Below are 21,681 nucleotides of genomic sequence, written 5' to 3'. Positions count from 1 at the left end.
AGAGATCGCATGACGACAAGAGCCACCCGCGGACCGCGGCGACGCACAGTGGTCGCCCTCGCCGTCATCCTCACGGTGCTGGCGACGTTCGTCGTGCGCCTCGTCGACATCCAGGTCGTGAGCGCGGACGAACACGTCGCGAACTCGCTCACCAAGCTCGGTGTCGGCGACTCGATCCCCGGACAGCGCGGGACGATCGTCGACGCGAGCGGCACGGTGCTCGCCTCCAGCGTGCTGGTCTACGACGCGCAGCTGAGCCCGCAGGTGATCATGACGCTGGAAGAGAAGAAGCCGAAGCTCCCGTGGGCGGAAGCGTCCGACAAGATCGCGAAGATCACCGGCCAGACCGGCGACGAGGTCCGCAAGATCGTCGCGGACGCGCTCGCCGAGAACCCGGACAGCCAATACGCGCCCCTGAAGAAGTCACTCGACACTGAGCAGTACATCGCGCTGCGCGACCTGGGCCTGTCGCCCTACCTCAGCATGAAGCCGCGCGAGACGAGGGTCTATCCGAACGGCGCCGTCGCAGGCAACCTCCTGGGCTTCCTCGACAACTCGGGCACCGCGCAGGCCGGAGTCGAGAAGCTGGAGCAGAAATGCCTCGCGCCGGTCGACGGCGAGTTCACCTACCGTCAGGGCCGAGACGGCGTGATCATCCCCGGAAGCGAACGCACTGTCGACGCCGTCAACGGCGGATCGGTGCAGCTGACCATCAACAGCGACCTGAACTGGTACCTGCAGCAGATGATTGCCGAAGAGGCGCAGAAGCAGGGCGCCAAGGGGGGAACGGTCACGGTCGTCGAAGTCAAGACCGGGAAGATCCGCGCCGCTGCCGAGTGGCCTGCGCTGGACCCCAACGACCTGGATACGATCACCGCGGACGGGTTCGGGAGCGAGATCTTCCACCACGACTTCGAGCCGGGCTCCACTTTCAAGGCGATCACGGCCGCGGCAGCGATCGAAGGCGCAGGCCTGAACCCGCTCAGCACCGTCACCGCGTCGTCGCGCGAGACCTTCCCGAACGGCGCGGTCATCAACGACGCGTTCACCCACCCGGCGTACAACTACACGCTTGCGGGCGGTCTGATCGACTCCTCGAACGTTGCGCTGTCGAAGTTCGGCACGATGGTCAGCCCCGAGGTCCGCTACGACTACCTGTCCCGCTTCGGTGTCGGCGAGAAGACGATCGGACTCCCGAGCGAGGTCGCCGGCACGCTGCACCCGGTCAGCGAATGGGACAACCAGTCGCTCTACACGACCACGTTCGGTCAGTACTTCACGGTGACGGCCGCACAGCTCGCCGGCGCCTACCAGGCGATCGCGAACGGCGGCGAGAAGATCGACCTCTCGCTGATCGAATCGTGCACAGGGGCCGACGGCGCCGTCGCCGTGCCGGCGAAGCCGAAGCACGAGCAGATCGTCACCGAGAAGACGGCATCCGAGCTGACCCGGATGCTGGAGAACGTGGCCGTCCAGGGTGGCAACGCCGACCGGATCAAGGTGCCGGGCTACCGCGTGACCAGCAAGACCGGTACGGCGCAGGTCTCAGACAACAAGGGTGGCTATAAGGCCGGGGTCTACTACACCAGCATGGTGGGCTTCGCCCCGGTGGACGACCCCCAGTACGTTGTCGTGGTCACCCTCGACGAGCCGACTAAGGTTGTATCGTCCGCGGCCACCGCATCCGCCTTCCAGAAGGCGATGACCCAGGTGATGAAGACCTATCGCGTGATGCCGTCCACTGTCCCCATGGATGAGCTGCTTCCCAAGTTCGGATAGCCGGCGAGAGCCGCGCCTGGAGATGACATGATCGCCCTGACGCTCGCTGAAGTCGCCGCCGCTGTCGGTGGTGAACTGCGCGTGGCCGGAGAGCACACGACCGAGACCACGGTCGACGGTCTCGTCGATACCGACTCCCGAAACATGGTGCCCGGTTCGATCTTCGTCGCGAAGCCCGGGGCCGAGACCGACGGACACCGATTCGTGGGCGCTGCAGTGGCTGCGGGTGCCGTGCTGGCGATCGTCGAGCACGTCGTTGATGTGCCGGTGTCGCAGGTCGTCGTCCCGGACGCCGTCGCCGCCCTCGGTGATCTGGCGAGGGACGTCGTCGCGCGGGTCCGAGCCAGGGGAGACCTGCGGATCGTGGGTATCACCGGCTCGAACGGCAAGACCACCACGAAGAACTTCCTCGCGCGCATCCTCGCCGACGACGGCGAGACCGTTGCCCCGATCAACTCGTTCAACAACGAGGTGGGCGCTCCCGTCACCATGCTCCGCGTGACGGATGACACGCGGTTCCTGGTGAGCGAGTTCGGCGCGGCTGCGCCGGGCAGCATCGCGCGCCTCGCCGGCCTCGTGGAGCCGGACGTCGCCGTCGTGCTGATGGTGGGACTTGCCCATGCCGGCGGCTTCGGCGGCATCGAGGAGACCGCGAAGGCAAAGGCCGAGCTGGTGGCGGCCGCTCGGACCTCCGGCACGGCCGTGCTCAACGTCGACGATGCCCGCGTCGCGGCGATGCGTCAGCTCGCGGAGTCCCGCGGAATGCGCGTCGTCGGATTCGGGCAGAGCAGCGCCGCCGATGTGCGGGCCGATGACATCCACGTCACGGCATCCGGCACCTCCTGCATGATCGAGGCCGGAGGCGAGCGGATTCCGCTGCGTCTGCGGGTGCTCGGCGCCCACCACGTCACGAACGCGCTGGCGTCGATCGCCGCCGCACTCGTCCTCGGCGTGCCGCTCGCGGATGCGGTAGCCCGCCTCGAGACGGTCGAGATCGCCGAGCGCTGGCGGATGCAGCCGTTGGGCAACGAGCGAGTGCGCATCATCAATGACGCCTACAACGCCAGCCCGGACTCGATGGCGGCGGCCCTTCGCACGCTCGCCCAGATCACCGCACCGGAAGAGCGCACCGTCGCGGTCCTCGGCGCTATGACCGAGCTCGGCGAGAACGCCGGTGAGGAGCACGATCGGATCGGGCTGCTCGCGGTGCGGCTGAACATCCAGCGGATCGTGGTCGTCGGCCCCGAAGCCAGGAGGCTCTACCTCTCCGCCGTGGGCGAAGGGTCGTGGGACAGCGAAGCCGTGCACCTTCCCGACCAGGAAGCCGCATTCGAATACCTGCGCACCGAGCTCCGCGACGGAGATCGTGTGCTCGTGAAGTCATCCAATTCCGTGGGCCTCAGGCATCTCGGCGATCGTCTGGGAGAATTGTTCTCGTGAGGTCTCTCATCATGGCGGCGGCGATATCGCTCGCCTTCACCCTGTTCCTGACTCCCGTCTTCCTCCGGCTCTTCCGGAAGTGGGGCTGGGGGCAGGTCATCCGTACCCCCGAGGCGGTGGAGAACCCGAGCCACGAGGCGAAGCGGGGCACGCCGACGATGGGCGGTGTGATCTTCATCGCCGGCTCGATCGTGGGGTACTTCACCGGCGTCTTCGTGAGCGGAGAAGTGCCCGCCCTCTCGGCACTGCTGGTGATCTGGCTGATGGTCGGCTTCGGCGCCGTCGGATTCATCGACGACTACATGAAGGTGCGGAGTCAGCGCAGCCTCGGACTTTCGGGGTGGCGGAAGATCATCGGCCAGCTCCTGGTGATCATCCCCTTCGGCATCGTCGCGTTGAGCTTCCCGAACAAGTTCGGCCAGACGCCGGCGAGTGCGTCGATCTCGCTGTTCCGCGACATCACCTGGCTGAACCTCTTCGCCTTCGGTGTGGTTCTCGGGTGGGCCCTGTACCTGGCATGGATCGCGATCATCGGCGTCGCGACGTCGAACAGCGTGAACCTCACAGACGGACTCGACGGGCTCGCCGCCGGTGCCGGAGTGATCGTGGTCGGCGCATACAGTGTGATCGCCTTCTGGCAGTTCAAGCAGCCGTGCATCGGAGGGGATCCGGACTCGCTCGGCGGATGCTACGAGGTGCGCGACCCGTTCAATCTCGCGATCATCGCGGCATCGTTCGCCGCGGGACTCATCGGATTCCTCTGGTGGAATGCCCCCAAGGCCAAGGTCTTCATGGGCGACGTCGGATCGATGGCGATCGGCGGCGTCGTCACCGCGATGGCGATCCTCACCCGCACCGAACTGCTGCTCCTCGTGATCGCCGGTGTCTTCGTCCTCTCCTCCGGATCCGTGATCCTGCAGCGCACCTACTTCAAGATCACCCGCGGAAAGCGGCTCTTCCTGATGAGTCCGTTCCATCATCACCTCGAGATGCGCGGCTGGTCCGAGGTCACGATCGTGGTGCGCATGTGGATCATCGCGGGTCTTCTCGCGGTGTCCGCGATCGGACTGTTCTACGTCGAGTGGCTGACGCGTGTCGGCTGACCGTCTCAGTTCCCTCACCAGCTGGAACGCCGACTGGCGCGGACTGCGCACAGCGGTGCTCGGCCTGTCGATGACGGGCTTCTCGGCGGCCGACACGCTCGCTGAACTCGGCGCCGATGTGCTGGTGCTCAGCGAGACCGCCGAAGAGGAATACGCCCGCTTGCTGCCCGTCATCGGCGCGCGACTCGAACTCGGCTCCCTCGCCGAGGTGCCGCCGGCGCTCGTCGAGTTCGCGCCAGAGGTCGTGATCGCGTCGCCGGGGTTCTCGCCGTCGCATCCGCTCATCCGGTGGGCACAGGATGCCGGCGTCCCCCTCTGGGGAGACATCGAACTGGCCTGGCGTCTTCGGGACAAGGTCGTGCGCGACGACGGGACACCGGCCGACTGGGTGCTGATCACCGGCACGAACGGCAAGACGACGACGACCCGACTGACGGCATCCCTTCTCGTGGAGGGCGGGCTGCGTGCCGCGCCCTGCGGCAACATCGGCGTGCCCGTCCTCGACGCCGTCCGCGACCCCGAGGGCTTCGACGTGCTGGTGGTCGAGCTCTCCAGCCATCAGCTCTGGTACCTGGGGCAGTCGCGCCCCGAGGGGGAGCTGTCGCCGTTCGCGGCCGTGTGCCTCAACCTCGCCGACGATCACCTCGTCTGGCACGGAAGCGCTGCGGCGTACCGCGATGCGAAGGCGATCGTGTACCGGAACACCCGTGTCGCCTGCGTGTACAACAAGGCGGATGCCGCCACGCGGCGCATGGTCGAAGAGGCGGAGGTCACGGAGGGCGCCCGCGCCATCGGCTTCGATCTCGGCATCCCCGGCCCCAGTGACCTCGGCATCGTGGAGGGGCTGGTCGTCGACCGCGCGTTCCTCGACGATCGAGCCCGGAGCGCGCTCGAGCTGACGACGGTCGCGGCCCTCCAGGACGTCGGGCTCGCCGCACCGCACATCGTGCAGAACATCCTCGCCGCCAGCGCCCTCGCGCGCTCGCTCGGCACCGAGCCGGAGGCCATCCACGCCGCGCTGCAGAAATTCGAGCTGGACGCCCACCGCATCCAGGTCATCGCCCGCCACGCGGGGGTGACCTGGGTCGACGACTCCAAGGCCACGAACCCGCACGCCGCCGCATCCTCGCTGCGCGCCTACCCCGGCGCGGTCTGGGTCGTGGGCGGGGATCTGAAGGGTGTCGACATCGCGGAGCTCGTCGCCGACGTCGGCGCGACGGCTCGTGCCGCCGTCGTGATCGGCGTCGAACGCACCGACGTCGTCACAGCATTCCGGCGACACGCGCCCGTGGTGCCGGTGTTCGAGGTCGATGCTGGCGAGACTGGACAGGTCATGAACCGAGTCGTGGAGATCGCGGCGGAGATCGTCGGCGACGAGGGCACAGTTCTGTTGGCTCCCGCGGCGGCATCCTTCGACCAGTTCTCCAGTTACGCGGATCGTGGCCACCGCTTCGCCGACGCGGTGCGGGAATGGATCGACCGGGGGAGCGCCGATGACGCAGGTAGCTCGCCCTCCGCGGTCTGAATCCGGCGGCCTGGCCGCCAGGGTCTCCCTCGGACGCCGGTTCACGCCCGTGTCGAGTGAGTTCCTCCTCATCGCATCGACCGCTCTGCTGCTGACGCTGTTCGGTCTGGTGATGGTGCTGTCCGCCACGAGCGCGACCGCCGTGGCCGAGGGCAAGGATCCGATGGGAGGCGTGCTGCGCCAGGGCATGTTCGCCCTTCTCGGCATCCCGCTGATGTTCCTGATCAGCCGTCTACCGGTCGCGTTCCTCCGCAAGATGGCGTGGCCCGCGCTGTTCGGCGCTGTCGCGCTGCAGATGCTCGTGTTCACACCCCTCGGCATCGCCGACGGCGGTAACAGGAACTGGATCCAGGTCGCCGGCTTCCAGCTCCAGCCGTCCGAGTTCCTCAAGCTCGCTCTCGCGCTGTGGATCGCCGCCGTGCTGCTGCGCAAGCAGACCATGCTCGGCACCTGGCATCACGTCTTCATCCCGGTCATCCCGGTCGGCGCGCTCGCTATCGGGACGGTGCTCGCCGGCAAGGACCTCGGTACGGCGATGGTGCTCGTCCTCATCCTGCTGGGGTGCCTGTTCTTCTCCGGGGTCAAGCTGCGGCTGTTCATCATCCCGGTGATCCTCGGCGTCGCGGCCGTGCTCGCCTACGCGCTGTCGAGTCAGGACCGGATGCGGCGCATCACGGCCACGTGCGACGACATGACCGCGTACGAGAACGACTGCTATCAGTCGATCCACGGAATCTGGGGAATGGCCTCCGGCGGCGTCTTCGGCCTCGGGCTCGGCAACTCGCAGGAGAAATACGGCTGGCTCCCCGCGGCGGGCAACGACTTCATCTTCGCGATCGTCGGAGAGGAGCTCGGGCTGATCGGATGCATCGTCGTGCTCGCCCTGTTCACGTTCTTCACCGTCGGTGCGTTCCACATCATCCGCAAGACGCCGGACCCGTTCATCCGCGTCGCCGCCGGCGGCATCACGGTCTGGATCGTCGGGCAGGCGGTGCTCAACGTGGGAGTCGTCATCGGCATCTTCCCTGTCATGGGTGTGCCCCTCCCGTTCATGTCCCAGGGTGGTACGGCGCTGCTCGCGGTGCTCATCGCCTGCGGTGTGCTGCTCGCCTTCGCGCGCACGCTACCCGCCGAGGAGAAGCGGTCAGCAGGGCGGGGTAAGGTCACCAGGTGACCTCGTACCTCCTCGCCGGCGGTGGCTCCGCCGGCCATGTCAATCCCCTGCTCGCCGTCGCCGATGCACTGCGCGAACGCGACGCCGATGCATCCGTCCTCGTCCTCGGCACCGCCGAGGGGCTGGAGTCGCGGCTGGTCCCCGAGCGCGGGTACGAGCTGCTCGTGGTCGACAAGGTTCCCTTCCCGCGGCGTCCCAATCGACAGGCGGCCGCGTTCCCGACCCGGTTCCGCCGTGCCGTCGCGCAGGCGCGCGCACACATCCGTCAGCATCACGTCGACATCGTCGTCGGCTTCGGGGGTTATGCATCGGCACCCGCCTATGTCGCGGCCCGCCGCGAGGGGGTGCCCTTCGTCGTGCACGAGGCCAACGCGAAGCCGGGGCTGGCCAACGTGCTCGGAGCGCGTCGCGCGGCCGGAGTCGGCGTCGCGTTCGCCGGAACGCCGCTGCGTCGCGGCGAGGTCGTCGGCATGCCGTTGCGGCGCGAGGTGATCGCGCTGGATCGGGCGGCGAGCAGGGCAGAGGCGGCCGAGCACTTCGGTCTCGATCCTGATCGTCCCGTGCTGCTCGTCTTCGGCGGTTCGCTCGGTGCGCAGCGCCTCAACGAGGCCATGGCCGACTCCTGGGGCGACATCCTCGCCGCAGGCTGGCAGCTGCTGCACGTGACGGGAGAGCGCAGCGACATGCCCGACCCGAAGGTCGCGGACTACACGCTGCTCCGCTACATCGACCGCATGGACCTCGCCTTCGCTCTCGCCGACCTGATCGTCTCCCGCTCCGGATCCGCGACCGTGAGTGAGGTCAGCGCGTTGGGGATCCCGGCGCTGTACGTGCCGTACTCGGTCGGCAACGGCGAGCAGCGTCTCAACGCCGCGTCCGCCGTCGCCGCGGGTGCTGCGCAGCTGCTGGACGACGCCACTTTCAACGGCGACGCCGTGCGTCGGATCGTGGTGCCGCTGCTCGGCGACAGGGAGCGGATCGCGCAGATGGCCGAGGCCGCCCAGAACGTCGGCACTCGCAACGGGACAGAGAACGTCGTCGCGCTGCTCGACCGCGCGCTCGGCGCCGCCTGAGCCGTCGAGGCACGTGAGAAAAGTAGACTGAACCCGACATGATCAGACCCGACCTCTCCCTCCCGATTCCCGAGACGATCACCTCCGCGCACTTCATCGGCATCGGTGGTTCCGGTATGAGCGGACTCGCCAGGATGTTCCTCGACGCCGGCATCCGCGTATCCGGCACCGACCGTGCCGACAGCGACAACCTGCGCGCGCTGGCCGCTGCCGGGGCGACGGTGCACGTCGGCCATGACGCCGCCTATCTGGGCGACGCCGACACGGTCGTCCACACCGGAGCCATCTGGCCGGAGAACCCCGAGTTCGTGACGGCGAAGGAGCGCGGCCTGCACGTCATCCACCGCTCGCAGGCGCTGCACTGGCTCATCGGCTCCCGGCGCCTCGTCTCGGTGGCCGGCGCGCACGGCAAGACGTCGTCGACCGGCATGATCGTCACCGCTCTGCGCGAACTCGGCGCCGATCCTCACTTCGTCAACGGCGGTGTGATCGAGCAGCTGGGCACCTCGAGCGCGACCGGGTCGGACGACCTGTTCGTGATCGAGGCCGATGAATCGGACGGCACGTTCCTGCTCTACGACACGTCTGTCGCGCTGATCACCAACGTCGATCCCGACCACCTCGATCACTACGGCTCGGACGAGGCTTTCCACGACGCTTTCGTGCAGTTCGCCGATGCGGCCTCCGAGGCTGTCGTCATCTCCAGCGACGATGCCGGGGCACTCCGCGTCCGCGCGGGGATCTCGCACGCGAACGTGATCAGCTTCGGACAGGCGGAGGACGCCGACGTACGCGTCACCGACATCGTCGCCGCAGGTCCGGTCGCCGCGACGGTCACCCATGACGGCGAAAGCGTGCGGATGCAGCTCGCGGTCCCCGGCGTGCACAACGCGATCAATGCTGCGGGCGCCGTCACGGTCCTGCGGGCGCTCGACTATCCGCTCGCCGATGCGGTGCGCGCCGTCGAAGGCTTCGCCGGCACGGTGCGCCGCCTGGAGCAGCACGGCGTGGAGCGGGGAGTGACGGTCTACGACGACTACTCGCACCACCCGACCGAGGTGCGCGCGGCCCTCGAGGCCATGCGCAGCGTCGCCGGCGCGGGCCGGATCATCGCGATCCAGCAGCCGCACACCTATTCGCGCACCCAGCACATGTTCCAGGAGTTCGCGGATGTCCTCGAGGAGCTGGCGGATCACACCGTGATGCTGGACGTCTACGGTGCTCGCGAAGATCCGGTGCCCGGTGTCACCGGCGAGCTGGTCAGCGACGCGTTCCGCGATCAGGGCCACGTGCACTACGTCGCCGACTGGCAGCAGGCGGCCGACTACACCGCCTCCGTCGCACGCGAGGGAGACTTCGTGATCACGCTCGGCTGCGGGAACGTCTACCAGATCATCCCGCAGGTCCTCGAGTCCCTCCGTCGGTCCGACGAGGCGTGACGCATGCGCCGGCCCGCCCCCCTTCCGACCACCCCGGAGAGTCAGGGGCAGAAGGATGCTGCGTCGCAGCAGGTGCGGCCGAAGCGTCGGCAGCGGGCGGAGGCCGAAGTCCTGCCGCTGTCCGGAGGGGAAGTCCCTTCGGTCGCAGAGGTCGGGATCGGCGAGCCGCCGACTGAGGACGGCGATGCACCGCAACTCACCTCGACCAGGGATGTGTGGCGTGCGGCGCGGGCCAGACGCAAGGCGCTGCGCGCCGAGATCCGACGATTCACTCAACGCTCGCGGCGCCGCCGGATCATCTGGTGGAGCGTCGCCGGCGCTGTCGTGCTGCTCATCGGGGGCAGCGTAGCGGCTGCGTACAGTCCGCTGTTCGCCGTCGAGAAGATCACGGTGGCAGGTGCGACGACGCTCGACCCCGCCACGATCGAGGCGGCACTCGAAGACCAGCTCGGAACTCCGCTCGCGCTGGTCGACACGAGCGAGGTGAAGGCCGCGCTGCTCGCGTTCCCGCTCATCGAGACGTACGCCCTCGAGGCCAAGCCGCCGCACGACCTCACGGTGCGCATCATCGAGCGCACGCCGGTCGGCGTGATCCGCTCGGGCGCCGGGTACACGCTCGTCGATGCTGCCGGGGTCGCTCTCGCGACCACGTCGGACCAACCGGCGGGACAGCCCGTGATCGATGTCGAAGGCGGCGCCGAGTCGGACGCCTTCGAGAGCGCGGGTCTCGTCATCCGTTCGCTCCCCGAGAATGTCCGGACGCGGCTGACCGGGGTCAGCGCGACGACCGTCGACGATGTGACGTTGACGCTGAACTCCGGCTTGACCATCGTGTGGGGGAGTGCCGAAGACTCGGGCCTGAAGGCCCTGACGCTGTCCACCGCGATGCGCGCGAATCCCGATGCGGCGACGATCGACGTCACCTCTCCGCATCTCGCCGTCGTCGGCTGACGGCTTTCGGTGGGAATGGCGCGACACGCCCGTGATGTCGCGCCCACGCGGGCGCGCGGCGCTTACCTTCGATCAGAGGGAAGGCAATACCGGGAAATACTTTACACCTCTAGTTGAGGTTTAAGGTTCACCCTCTTTCTCGACACAGACCGCAAGGCTCGAATAATCGGAGGCCGGCCATGAGCCAGAACCAGAACTACCTCGCCGTGATCAAGGTCGTCGGCGTCGGCGGTGGCGGCGTCAACGCCGTGAACCGCATGATCGATCTCGGCCTCCGCGGAGTCGAGTTCATCGCCGTCAACACCGACGCGCAGGCGCTCCTGATGAGCGATGCCGACGTCAAGCTCGACGTCGGCCGCGAACTGACCCGCGGCCTCGGCGCCGGCGCAGACCCCGAGGTGGGTCGCCGCGCAGCCGAGGACCACGCGGAAGAGATCGAACAGGCCCTGACCGGAGCGGACATGGTCTTCGTGACCGCCGGTGAAGGCGGCGGCACCGGCACCGGTGGCGCTCCCGTCGTGGCGCGCATCGCCAAGTCGATCGGTGCCCTGACCATCGGTGTCGTCACCAAGCCGTTCTCGTTCGAAGGCCGCCGTCGGCAGAGCCAGGCCGAGGCCGGAGTGGCGAAGCTGAAGGAAGAGGTCGACACCCTCATCGTGGTGCCGAACGATCGTCTCCTCGAGATCAGTGACCGCGGCATCTCGATGATCGAGGCCTTCGCGACCGCCGACCAGGTGCTTCTCGCCGGTGTGCAGGGCATCACCGACCTGATCACGACCCCCGGTCTGATCAACCTCGACTTCGCCGACGTCAAGTCGGTCATGCAGGGTGCGGGATCCGCACTCATGGGAATCGGTTCCGCGCGCGGCGCCGACCGGGCGATCAAGGCCGCGGAGCTCGCGGTCGAGTCGCCCCTGCTGGAGGCGAGCATCGAGGGTGCGCACGGCGTGCTGCTGTCGATCCAGGGTGGCTCCAACCTCGGGATCTTCGAGATCCACGACGCGGCAGACCTCGTCAAGGAAGCGGCGCACCCCGAGGCGAACATCATCTTCGGAACCGTCATCGACGACACTCTCGGCGACGAGGTGCGTGTGACCGTGATCGCAGCAGGCTTCGACGGCGGCGAGCCCTCGCTTCGTCTCGACCCGATGGTCGTGTCGCGCCCCGCTGCGACGACGACCCTTCCCGAGGTCGCGCTGACCGAGGAGAAGGAAGCGGCACCGAGCGAGAAGTCGCAGGAGTCGCAGCCGACGCAGCAGCGCATCCCGGCGACGAGCATCGAGCCGGCTTTTCGCGGACGACGACATCGACATCCCCGAATTCCTGAAGTGACCCCCGAGCCTCTCGAGGCGCAGGGACAGGCGAGCCTGGCCGCGCGGCTGTCGGCGATCGACGAACGGATCGCCGACGCCGCGCGCCTTGCCGGGCGCGAGCCGGGGGAGATCACCCGCATCGTGGTGACGAAGTTCCACCCCGCGTCTCTCGTCCGCGACCTCCGGGCGATCGGCGTGCGCGAAGTCGGTGAGAATCGTCAGCAGGAGCTTTCCGCCAAACAGGCGGAGCTCGCCGATCTGGATGTGCGATGGCACTTCATCGGTCAGGGGCAGACGAACAAGGCGTCCGCCATCCGACGCTCCGCCGACGCCGTCCACTCCGTCGACCGGAACAGGTTCGCCGATGCGCTGCACCGGGCCGCCGAGGACGATGACCTCCTCGACGTGCTCGTGCAGATCAACCTCACCGACGACGCCGCCCGAGGAGGAGTCGCTCCTGCTGAGGCGGTGGCTCTCGCCGAGCACGTCCTGACGCTGCCCTCCCTGCGATTGCGCGGCGTGATGGCGGTGGCGCCCCTCGACGAGGAGCCTGCGTCCGCGTTCGCGCGCCTGCGGAGCATCGCCGATGAGGTGCGCACGGTCGCACCGTCCGCCACCTGGATCTCCGCCGGCATGACCGGCGACTTCCCCGAAGCCATCGCCGCGGGTGCGACACACCTGCGGATCGGCTCCGCAATCACCGGACCCCGCCCCGACCGGGGTTAACCTGTGAACAGACCACCCCAAACGTTCGAACCGGAGGACACGATGGGTAACCCGCTGAAGAAGACCATGGTGTATCTCGGCCTCGCTGACGAGGAAGAGGTCTACGAGGAGGAGACGCAGGCTCCGGCCCGCGCCCACCGAGAGCGCGATCGCGATCGCGACCGTGAGGAGCCGGCTCCGGCTCCCGTCACGCCTCTGCGACGCCCCGTCGCGGTTCGCCAGCCTGCGGCCGGCACCGTGAACGAGATCCTGACCGTGCACCCGAAGCAGTACCGCGATGCGCAGCTGATCGCGGAGAGTTTCCGCGAAGGCGTGCCGGTCATCATCAACCTCTCCCAGATGAGCGACGCCGACGCGCGTCGTCTGATCGACTTCGCCAGCGGACTCTCGCTCGGCCTCTACGGCCGCATCGAGCGCGTGACGTCGAAGGTCTTCCTGCTCTCGCCGGAGAACATCGCGATCTCGGGCCACGGGGGAATCGCACACGCAGACGCTGAGTCTGCGGGCTTCGACCAGTCGTAGCCCGTGGAGCTTGTCTCCGTCGTCGCGAGCATCGTCCATCTGGTGCTGCTGCTGTACGTCTTCGTTCTGTTCGCGCGCCTGATCCTCGACTACATCCCGATGTTCAACAGGGAGTGGCGCCCGAAGGGATTCGGCCTGGTCGCGGCCGAAGCCGTCTTCACGGTCACTGATCCGCCGATCCGGTTCTTCCGGCGGATCATCCCCCCGCTGCGCATCGGATCACTGTCCCTGGACTTCGGGTTCGCGATCACGATGCTGATCGTCTTCATCCTGATGAACATCGTCAGCCTGTTCACCTGAGTCGGCTTCGACTTATCGCGCCCCGGGTGTCGTGACATCGCGACGCAAAGGCGCGGGGACTATGCTGGCTCAGAGGTGCGCGCCCCGGGTTCGCGCCACATCACGACCACGCCATACTTTGTAATTGGCAACCGAACTCATCGAAAGAGGAGCCATCATGGCACTTACCCCGGATGACGTCGTCACCAAGCAGTTCCAGCACGTCCGCTTCAAGGACGGTTTCGACCCGGACGAGGTCGACGACTTCCTCGACGAGATCGTCATCGAGTGGCGCAAGGCCCTCGAGGAGAACGTCGAGCTCAAGGCCAAGCTGGCCGCCTTCGAGTCCGGTGCAGCCCCTGAGGCCGCCGAGCCCGTGGCCGCTGCTGCTCCCGCCGCACCTGTCGTCGCCGAGGCCCCTGCGGCTCCGGTCGTCGCCGAGGTCCCGGCAGAGCCTGCCCCGACCGGGTCCGCGACGGCGACCGCCGGCATCATCGAGCTCGCGCAGCGCCTGCACGACGAGCACGTCGCCGAGGGTGAGGCGAAGCGCAACCAGCTCATCGCCGATGCCGAGACCGAGGTCAACCGCATCCGCACCGAGGCCGAGGCCAAGCAGCGCGAAGAGGCGGCACGTCTGGAGCGCGAGCGCAACACGCTCGAGGCCCGGATCACCGAGCTCCGCAACTTCGAGCGCGACTACCGCTCGCAGCTGCGCGGTTACATCGAGGGTCAGCTCCGCGACCTCGACGAGAAGTCGGCCTCGACGGACTCCACGCCGGTCTCCGCGATCGGTCTGTAAGGCGCCCTCTTGTCAGGACGCCGTCCCCTTCGTCGTTCGGCGGCCGGTGCGATCGTTGCGATTCTCGCAGCGTTCGTACTGGCCGCCGATCAGTTTGTGAAGTACCTCACCATCGAGAACCTGCCTCTCCACGAGGCTGTCCCGGTGCTCGGGGAGTTCCTTCAGCTGTACTTCGTGCGCAATCCCGGCGCCGCGTTCTCGCTTGGCAGCGACGTCACCTGGATCTTCACCATCGCTCTGAGCGTGGTCGCCATCGTGATCGTCTGGAAAGCGTTCAACCTGCGTTCGCGCTGGTGGGCCGTGGTGCTCGGAGCCCTGCTGGGTGGCGTCCTGGGAAACCTCACCGACCGTCTGCTCCGTGAACCCGGATTCGGCAACGGTCACGTCGTCGACATGATCTCGATGCCGTGGATGATGCCCGCCATCTTCAACGTGGCCGACATCTTCATCGTCACCGGCATGATCTCTGTCGCTCTCCTCGTCGTCGTCGGTCTCCGCTTCGACGGAACGCGGGAACGCGACCACGCGAAGGTCGAGACCGAGGAAGAGGCTGAGGCGGCCGCCATCGCCCAGGCGGATTCGGCGCACAACCTCGAGTCGACGGATGGGGTCGACACCGACACCGACAGCGCACCGACGACCGAGACGTCCTCGTCGTCGGACGGTCGCTGACCGTGGAGTCACGCTCCCTTCCCGTTCCCGACGGCATGGACGGTGAGCGCGTCGACGCCGCGCTCGCACGGATGCTCGGGTTCTCCCGCACGTTCGCGGCCGACATCGCCTCCGAAGGCGGTGTGCGCCTCGACGGCGTGACCCTCGACAAGTCTGATCGCCTGCGCGGTGGCGCCTGGCTCGAAGTCGAGTGGCAACCGAAAGAGGGCCCGCGGATCGTGCCGATCCCTGTGCCCGACCTCGGCATCGTCTACGACGACGACGACATCATCGTGGTCGACAAGCCGTCCGGTGTCGCAGCGCATCCGTCGATCGGCTGGGAAGGACCGACGGTCGTCGGCGCGCTGGCGGCTGCCGGCTTCCGCGTTGCGACGAGCGGCGCCCCCGAGCGGCAGGGGGTCGTGCACCGCCTCGACGTCGGTACGAGCGGCCTGATGGTGGTCGCGAAGTCCGAGACGGCGTACACGGCCCTCAAGCACGCGTTCAAGGAGCGCACGGTCGAGAAGATCTACCACGCCGTGGTGCAGGGGCATCCGGATCCGCTCGTGGGCACGATCGACGCGCCGATCGGACGCCACCCGAATCACTCGTGGAAGTTCGCCGTCACCCCCGACGGGAAGCCGTCGGTGACGCACTACGAGACTCTCGAAGCCTTCCCCGGTGCGTCGCTTCTCGAGATCCACCTGGAAACCGGTCGCACGCATCAGATCCGCGTGCACATGGCAGCGCATCGGCATCCGTGCGTCGGTGATCCGCTCTACGGAGCCGACCCGACGCTGTCGGCACGGCTCGGGCTGACCCGTCAGTGGCTGCATGCCCACAAATTGGCGTTCTCCCACCCCGCGACGCGGGACTGGGTGCAGTTCGAATCGCCCTATCCGGCGGATTTCCGCCATGCGCTGGACGTGCTCCGCGGGGAGTAGCCCGCGCTTCACCACCCGCGATGTCGCAGACGTGCGCGAGACTGTGCGCATGAGCATCGAGGTGCGTCCCGCGACCGAGTTCGATGACGTCGCGACGCTGGTTGGTCCGAAGAAGCCGACGTCCAACGTCTGCTTCTGCCTGAGCTACCGGATCGGCAGCAAGGAGAACGTCGCGCTGAAGGGAAAGGATCGCGCGGACAGGGTGCGGGAGCTCTGCCACCAGGATCCGCCTCCCGGCGTCATCGCCTATCTCGACGGCGAACCGGTCGGATGGGCGGCGCTGCATCCGCGGAGCGAGACGAGCTTCGCCCGCAACCGTCTCATCCCGCATGTCGACGATCTCGATGTCTGGTCGCTCTGGTGCCTTCGGGTGCGTCCCGGGTATCGCAAGCAGGGGATCTCGCACGCGCTGATCGACGGGGCGGTCGCCTATGCGAAGAAGCGCGGCGCACCGGCGATCGAGGCCTACCCCGTCGACAACCGCGGAGAGAAGGTGAACCTGACGATGGCCTATGTCGGTACGCGGAGCCTCTTCGAGAGCGCGGGATTCACGAAGGCGGCCGATACGGGGTCGGTTCTCGACGGCTTTCCTCGTGTGCTGATGCGGCTCGATCTGGCCGGGGCGAAGAAGTCGTCGAAGAAATCGTGAACCGTCTGCGACTCCTGGGCCAATACCAAGTGTGAGCACGGACAGCGAGATCATTCAGCGGTCGCTCGACGAACCCGGAGTCTTCTCCGAGATCTTCGAGCGGCACGTACGACCCGTCGGCGGGTATATCCGGCGGCGAATCGGCGCGGATGCCGTCGACGATGTCCTCAGCGAGACATTTCTCGTGGCGTTCCGGCGGCGGGCGTCGTTCGACGCGCGCGGGGAATCGGCGCGGCCCTGGCTTCTCGGCATCGCGACGCGGGTGATCAAGAGCCAGCGTGCAGCGGAAGCCCGGCAATGGCGGGCATTCGAGGCCTCGGCGACCGCGGACGCCGTCGCAGGTGAGTCGCCGCACGCGGCATCCGATGCCCGGCTCGATGCCGATGCGGCGCTGCGGGCGCTGGCGCCCCGGATCGCGTCTCTCGCCACACGGGACCGCGACACGCTTCTGCTGCACGCGTGGGGAGATCTCACCTATGAACAGATCGCCGACGCGCTCGGGGTGCCGGTCGGGACCGTTCGGTCGCGGCTGAATCGCGTCCGACGCAAACTCGCGCCGCCGGGTTCTCACGGTGCGACCCGACTGACCTGGATGAAGAAGGAGGAGAGCGATGCTGCTTATGGAACGAGTTCGTGAGATCGGGATCGACGAGACCCGGATCTCCGAGGAGAACGTGCGTGTGGCGCGGCAGGCACTGGCGCGGGAGGCCGGGAGGAGCGTGCGCCCCGATGCTGTGCGGCGGCCACGACGGCGGATCTGGGCCGGCGTCGGCATCGGCGGCCTCGTCGCCGGCACCGCGGTGACCGCGATCGTCGTCGGGTCTGTGCTGGCACCGCCGGCCGTCCCTGATGCCGCGGCCGCCGAGGTCCTCGAGCACGCGGCCACGGTTACGGTCGATGCCCAGGATGCGTCACTGTCCCCAGGTCAGTTCCTGCGGATCGAGACGGTCGGCGAGGACCTGCAGTTCTGGAACGCCGCCTGGGCGGACGACGCGGATGAGAACACATTCCCGTTCAACGCCTCCCGTTCGGGTGCGGATGCCGCGGTTCTCGTCCGCGACACGCGCGTGCTCTACGTGCCTGCCGATCGTTCCGCCGACTGGTTCTACGACTGGGGTCACGCGGAGGTCATCGAGTCCTTCGGCGATCGCGGCGCGGAGGCGGCCGACACGTGGTCCTTGATGCCGGGACCGAAGGGCACGGGTCGCGGGGTCATCGAGACGCTCCCCGCCGGCCAGTTCCTCGCGGAGGGCGGCGACGTGCCGCCGACGCCGTATCTGGCGGATCGCTACCGTCCGTTCTACGCGGAGATGCCGAGGGAGCCGCAGGCGCTGCTCGATTGGCTGCGCGCGCAGTCCGGGATGACGGGCATCGAGGCTGACCGATGGGTCGCGGCGGGTCTCTCGGACCCGTCGGCGATCAACCTGATGCCGACCGATCTGCGGGCTTCCTTCTTCCGCGCGATCGCGCTCATGCCCGGATTCGAGGTCGTGGCGGAGGACGATGCGTCCGCCACGCTGCGGTACGTCGTGCCGGGTCATCGCACCACGACGATCGTGATCGACACCGCGGAGGGACTGGTCCTCTCGATCGCGGAGAACTATGGAACGGGCGGCCCTGCCGGGGACACGCCGGACTCCGTCACACGCGTCGTCACCTCGGTGGTGGACTCGGCGCCGACCTCGTAGCGGCCCTTTCCGGACCCGGCATCGGCCTCCGATGTCGGGTCCGGAAAGTAGACTCGAACGCATGGCATCCGACTCCTTCGCCCACCTGCACGTGCACAGCGAATACTCGATGCTCGACGGTGCGGCGAAGATCGCGGCGATGACTCAGGCCGCTGCCGATTACGGGATGCCGGCCATCGCGGTGACCGATCACGGCAACACCTTCGCCGCTTTCGAGTTCTACAAAGCGGCCAACGCGGCGGGCGTCAAGCCGATCATCGGCCTCGAGGCCTACGTCACCCCGGGAACGCACCGCAGCGACAAGTCGCGCGTGCAGTGGGGCTCGCCGGATCAGAAGAGCGACGATGTCTCGGGCTCCGGCGCGTACACCCACATGACGCTGTGGAGCGAGACCACTCAGGGCATGCACAACCTGTTCCGGCTCAGCTCCCGCTCGAGCATGGAGGGCTACTACTTCAAGCCCCGCATGGACCGCGAGCTGCTGCAGACCTACTCGAAGGGTCTGATCGCCACGACCGGATGCCCCTCGGGTGAGATCCAGACCCGTCTGCGCCTCGGGCAGTACGACGCGGCCCGCGCGGCAGCGGCCGAGTTCCAGGACCTGTTCGGCAAGGAGAACTACTTCGCCGAGATCATGGACCACGGGCTGTCCATCGAGCGACGGGTGATGACCGATCTCCTCCGGCTCGCGAAAGACCTCAGCATCCCGCTGGTCGGCACCAACGACTCCCACTACACGCACCAGCACGAGGCCGACGCGCACGAGGCGCTCCTGTGCGTGCAGTCCGGTTCGACGCTCGATGACCCCAACCGCTTCAAGTTCGACGGCGACGGCTATTACATCAAGACGGCCGCCGAGATGCGGCAGCTCTTCCGCGACCACCCTGAGGCCTGCGACAACACGCTGCTGATCGCGGAGCGCTGCGAGGTCGAGTTCAACACGGCGGCGAACTACATGCCGCGCTTCCCGGTGCCGGACGGCGAGACGGAAGACAGCTGGCTCATCAAGGAGGTCGAGGTCGGCCTGCAGTATCGGTACCCGAACGGCATCCCCGACAAGGTGCGCAAGCAGGCCGAGTACGAGACCGGCATCATCCTGCAGATGGGCTTCCCCGGCTACTTCCTCGTCGTCGCCGACTTCATCAACTGGGCGAAGGACAACGGCATCCGGGTGGGTCCGGGGCGTGGCTCCGGTGCCGGATCGATGGTCGCCTACGCGATGCGCATCACCGACCTCGATCCTCTCGAGCACGGCCTCATCTTCGAGCGCTTCCTCAACCCGGACCGCGTCTCGATGCCCGACTTCGACGTCGACTTCGATGATCGTCGCCGCGGCGAGGTCATCGAGTACGTGACCCAGAAGTACGGCTCCGAGCGCGTCGCGCAGATCGTCACCTACGGAACCATCAAGTCCAAGCAGGCCCTGAAGGATGCCGGACGCGTGTTGGGCTTCCCATTCAGCATGGGGGAGCGCCTGACCAAGGCGATGCCGCCGCCCGTCATGGGCAAGGACATGCCGCTCGACGGCATGTTCGACTCATCCCACCAGCGGTACAAGGAGGCCAGCGAGTTCCGCGCCCTCATCGAGACCGATCCGGAGGCGAAGACGGTCTTCGATCGCGCGCTCGGGCTCGAAGGACTGAAGCGTCAGTGGGGCGTGCACGCCGCCGGTGTGATCATGTCGTCGGAGCCGCTGCTCGACATCATCCCGATCATGAAGCGCGAGCAGGACGGCCAGATCGTCACGCAGTTCGACTACCCGTCGTGCGAGTCGCTCGGTCTGATCAAGATGGACTTCCTGGGGCTCCGCAACCTCACGATCATCTCCGATGCTCTCGACAACATCCGCATGAACCGGGGCGAGGAACTCGACCTCGAACACCTCGAGCTCGATGACCGCGGCGCCTATGACCTGCTCGGTCGCGGAGAGTCGCTGGGTGTGTTCCAGCTCGACGGCGGGCCGATGCGCTCGCTGATGCGCCTCATGAAGCCCGACAACTTCGGCGACATCTCGGCACTCATCGCGCTGTACCGCCCCGGGCCCATGGGTGCGAACTCTCACACCAACTACGCACTCCGCAAAAACGGTCAGCAGCCGATCACCCCGATCCACCCCGAGTTCGAGGAGTCCCTCGCCGACATCCTCGATGAGTCCTACGGGCTGATCATCTACCAGGAGCAGGTGATGGCCATCGCGCAGCGGGTGGCCGGATTCTCTCTCGGCCAGGCAGACATCCTCCGCCGCGCGATGGGCAAGAAGAAGAAGTCCGAGCTGGACAAGCAGTTCGAGGGCTTCCAGGCCGGCATGCACGCCAACGGCTACTCCGACGGCGCCGTCAACGCCATCTGGGAGATCCTGCTGCCGTTCTCCGACTACGCCTTCAACAAAGCGCACTCCGCCGCCTACGGCGTCGTCTCCTATTGGACCGCCTACCTCAAGGCGCATTATCCGGCCGAGTACATGGCGGCGCTCCTCACCAGCGTCGGCGACTCCAAGGACAAGATGGCGCTGTACCTGAACGAGTGCCGCCGCATGGGAATCCGAGTCCTCCCACCCGACGTATCCGAATCGATCAACTACTTCGCCGCCGTCGGAGATGACATCCGCTTCGGCCTCGGCGCCGTGCGCAACGTCGGCAGCAACGTCGTCGACGGGATCGTGAAGGCGAGGAAGGACGCGCGTTTCGACTCGTTCCATCATTTCCTCGACAAGGTTCCGCTGCATGTCTCCAACAAGCGCACGGTCGAATCCCTGATCAAGGCCGGTGCCTTCGACACCATGGGCGACACGCGTCGCGCGCTCATGGAGGTGCACGAGGACGCCGTCGAGGCGGCGGTCGACCGCAAGCGCAACGAGGCCCAGGGGGCGATCGGATTCGACTTCGACAGCCTCTACGACGGCTTGGAGGAGGTCGCACCCGCGAAGGTGCCGACGCGCCCCGAGTGGATCAAGAAGGACAAGCTCGCATTCGAGCGCGAGATGCTCGGCCTGTACGTCTCCGACCACCCGCTCGCGGGGCTCGAAGTGCCGCTCGCGAAGCACGCGTCGATTTCGATCCATGACCTGAACAACTCCGAAGACGTGCAGGACGGCGACCAGGTGACGGTCGCCGGACTCGTGACCAGCGTGCAGCACCGCGTCGCCAAGGCGAGCGGAAACCCCTACGGCATGATCACCGTCGAGGACTTCAACGGCGAGGTCACGGTGATGTTCATGGGCAAGACCTACACCGAGTTCCAGCACATCCTGCAGCAGGACTCGATCCTCGCGGTGCGTGGTCGCGTCTCACGGCGTGACGACGGGCTGAACCTCCACGCGCAGTCGGCGTTCGCGCCCGATGTCGGTTCGTTCGACGCGGCGGGGCCGCTGGCGCTCGTGCTGGCCGAGCAGCGTGCGACCGAACGTGTGATGAACGAGCTCGCCGAGATCCTGCGGCGGCACAACGGCGACACCGAGGTGCTGCTCCGCGTGCACCGCGGCGGAACGGCCAAGGTGTTCGAGGTGCCCATGCCGGTCAAGGTCACCTCCGACCTGTTCGGTGACCTCAAGTCACTGCTCGGACCTGCCTGTCTGGGATGAGCGGGTAGGATCGTGAGCCGTCGGAAGCATGACGAATGCTGCCGTC

The 21,681-nt window shown here is 67.3% G+C and carries 18 protein-coding genes; all 18 read left to right on the top strand.

The features are described from left to right. The first annotated feature begins 9 nt into the window (after positions 1–9). The 18 genes from V5D55_RS18085 (at position 10) to dnaE (ending at position 21,635) form a co-directional block, all read left to right on the top strand. Positions 10–1,779, top strand: coding sequence for a peptidoglycan D,D-transpeptidase FtsI family protein (locus V5D55_RS18085; RefSeq protein WP_435745724.1), 1,770 nt, complete (start codon positions 10–12; stop codon positions 1,777–1,779). Between the two features lie 27 nt (positions 1,780–1,806). Then, on the top strand, positions 1,807–3,219 hold the full coding sequence (locus tag V5D55_RS18080; protein ID WP_435745722.1) for a UDP-N-acetylmuramoyl-tripeptide--D-alanyl-D-alanine ligase: 1,413 nt from the start codon (positions 1,807–1,809) through the stop codon (positions 3,217–3,219). Next, a complete protein-coding gene (gene mraY, locus V5D55_RS18075) occupies positions 3,216–4,322 on the top strand; it encodes a phospho-N-acetylmuramoyl-pentapeptide-transferase (protein ID WP_435745720.1) in 1,107 nt (368 codons plus the stop codon). Before V5D55_RS18080 ends, mraY begins: the two co-directional genes overlap by 4 nt. After that, entirely contained in the window at positions 4,312–5,847 is a 1,536-nt protein-coding gene (murD, locus tag V5D55_RS18070) for a UDP-N-acetylmuramoyl-L-alanine--D-glutamate ligase (protein WP_435745718.1), read from the top strand. Before mraY ends, murD begins: the two co-directional genes overlap by 11 nt. Further along, positions 5,816–7,021 (top strand): putative lipid II flippase FtsW, encoded by a 1,206-nt coding sequence (gene ftsW / locus V5D55_RS18065; protein WP_435745716.1) that lies wholly within the window; start codon positions 5,816–5,818, stop codon positions 7,019–7,021. Before murD ends, ftsW begins: the two co-directional genes overlap by 32 nt. After that, the gene (locus V5D55_RS18060; RefSeq protein ID WP_435745714.1) at positions 7,018–8,094 is read left to right on the top strand and encodes a UDP-N-acetylglucosamine--N-acetylmuramyl-(pentapeptide) pyrophosphoryl-undecaprenol N-acetylglucosamine transferase; all 1,077 of its coding nucleotides are present in this window, start codon (positions 7,018–7,020) and stop codon (positions 8,092–8,094) included. Before ftsW ends, V5D55_RS18060 begins: the two co-directional genes overlap by 4 nt. Positions 8,095–8,132: 38 nt before the next feature. Beyond that, positions 8,133–9,533, top strand: a complete 1,401-nt coding sequence (murC, locus tag V5D55_RS18055) for a UDP-N-acetylmuramate--L-alanine ligase (protein ID WP_435745712.1) — start codon at positions 8,133–8,135, stop codon at positions 9,531–9,533. 3 nt (positions 9,534–9,536) lie between these two features. Continuing rightward, on the top strand, positions 9,537–10,484 hold the full coding sequence (locus tag V5D55_RS18050; protein WP_435745709.1) for an FtsQ-type POTRA domain-containing protein: 948 nt from the start codon (positions 9,537–9,539) through the stop codon (positions 10,482–10,484). A 179-nt stretch (positions 10,485–10,663) separates the two neighbouring features. Beyond that, a complete protein-coding gene (gene ftsZ / locus V5D55_RS18045) occupies positions 10,664–12,523 on the top strand; it encodes a cell division protein FtsZ (RefSeq protein ID WP_435745706.1) in 1,860 nt (619 codons plus the stop codon). 42 nt (positions 12,524–12,565) lie between these two features. Next, positions 12,566–13,045, top strand: coding sequence for a cell division protein SepF (locus tag V5D55_RS18040; RefSeq protein ID WP_307373232.1), 480 nt, complete (start codon positions 12,566–12,568; stop codon positions 13,043–13,045). A gap of 3 nt (positions 13,046–13,048) precedes the next feature. Next, positions 13,049–13,345, top strand: coding sequence for a YggT family protein (locus V5D55_RS18035; RefSeq protein ID WP_435745703.1), 297 nt, complete (start codon positions 13,049–13,051; stop codon positions 13,343–13,345). Between the two features lie 157 nt (positions 13,346–13,502). After that, positions 13,503–14,123: a DivIVA domain-containing protein gene (locus V5D55_RS18030; RefSeq protein WP_435745700.1), complete on the top strand. Its 621-nt coding sequence runs from the start codon at positions 13,503–13,505 to the stop codon at positions 14,121–14,123. A gap of 96 nt (positions 14,124–14,219) precedes the next feature. Further along, the gene (locus tag V5D55_RS18025) at positions 14,220–14,795 is read left to right on the top strand and encodes a signal peptidase II (RefSeq protein WP_435745698.1); all 576 of its coding nucleotides are present in this window, start codon (positions 14,220–14,222) and stop codon (positions 14,793–14,795) included. 2 nt (positions 14,796–14,797) lie between these two features. Next, on the top strand, positions 14,798–15,718 hold the full coding sequence (locus tag V5D55_RS18020) for an RluA family pseudouridine synthase (RefSeq protein WP_435745696.1): 921 nt from the start codon (positions 14,798–14,800) through the stop codon (positions 15,716–15,718). Between the two features lie 49 nt (positions 15,719–15,767). Then, positions 15,768–16,367, top strand: a complete 600-nt coding sequence (locus V5D55_RS18015; protein ID WP_435745693.1) for a GNAT family N-acetyltransferase — start codon at positions 15,768–15,770, stop codon at positions 16,365–16,367. 31 nt (positions 16,368–16,398) lie between these two features. Continuing rightward, complete coding sequence (locus V5D55_RS18010) at positions 16,399–17,004, top strand: RNA polymerase sigma factor (RefSeq protein WP_435745691.1); 606 nt, start codon at positions 16,399–16,401, stop codon at positions 17,002–17,004. Beyond that, on the top strand, positions 16,979–18,055 hold the full coding sequence (locus V5D55_RS18005) for a hypothetical protein (protein WP_435745688.1): 1,077 nt from the start codon (positions 16,979–16,981) through the stop codon (positions 18,053–18,055). The genes V5D55_RS18010 and V5D55_RS18005 overlap by 26 nt, the downstream gene beginning before the upstream one ends. Before the next feature lie 61 nt (positions 18,056–18,116). Then, positions 18,117–21,635 (top strand): DNA polymerase III subunit alpha, encoded by a 3,519-nt coding sequence (gene dnaE / locus V5D55_RS18000; protein ID WP_435745685.1) that lies wholly within the window; start codon positions 18,117–18,119, stop codon positions 21,633–21,635. Positions 21,636–21,681: the final 46 nt, after the last annotated feature.

The organism is Microbacterium sp. PMB16 (assembly GCF_051294855.1).
Classification (GTDB): Bacteria; Actinomycetota; Actinomycetes; order Actinomycetales; family Microbacteriaceae; genus Microbacterium.
This window is presented reverse-complemented; position numbering and strand designations above follow the sequence as displayed.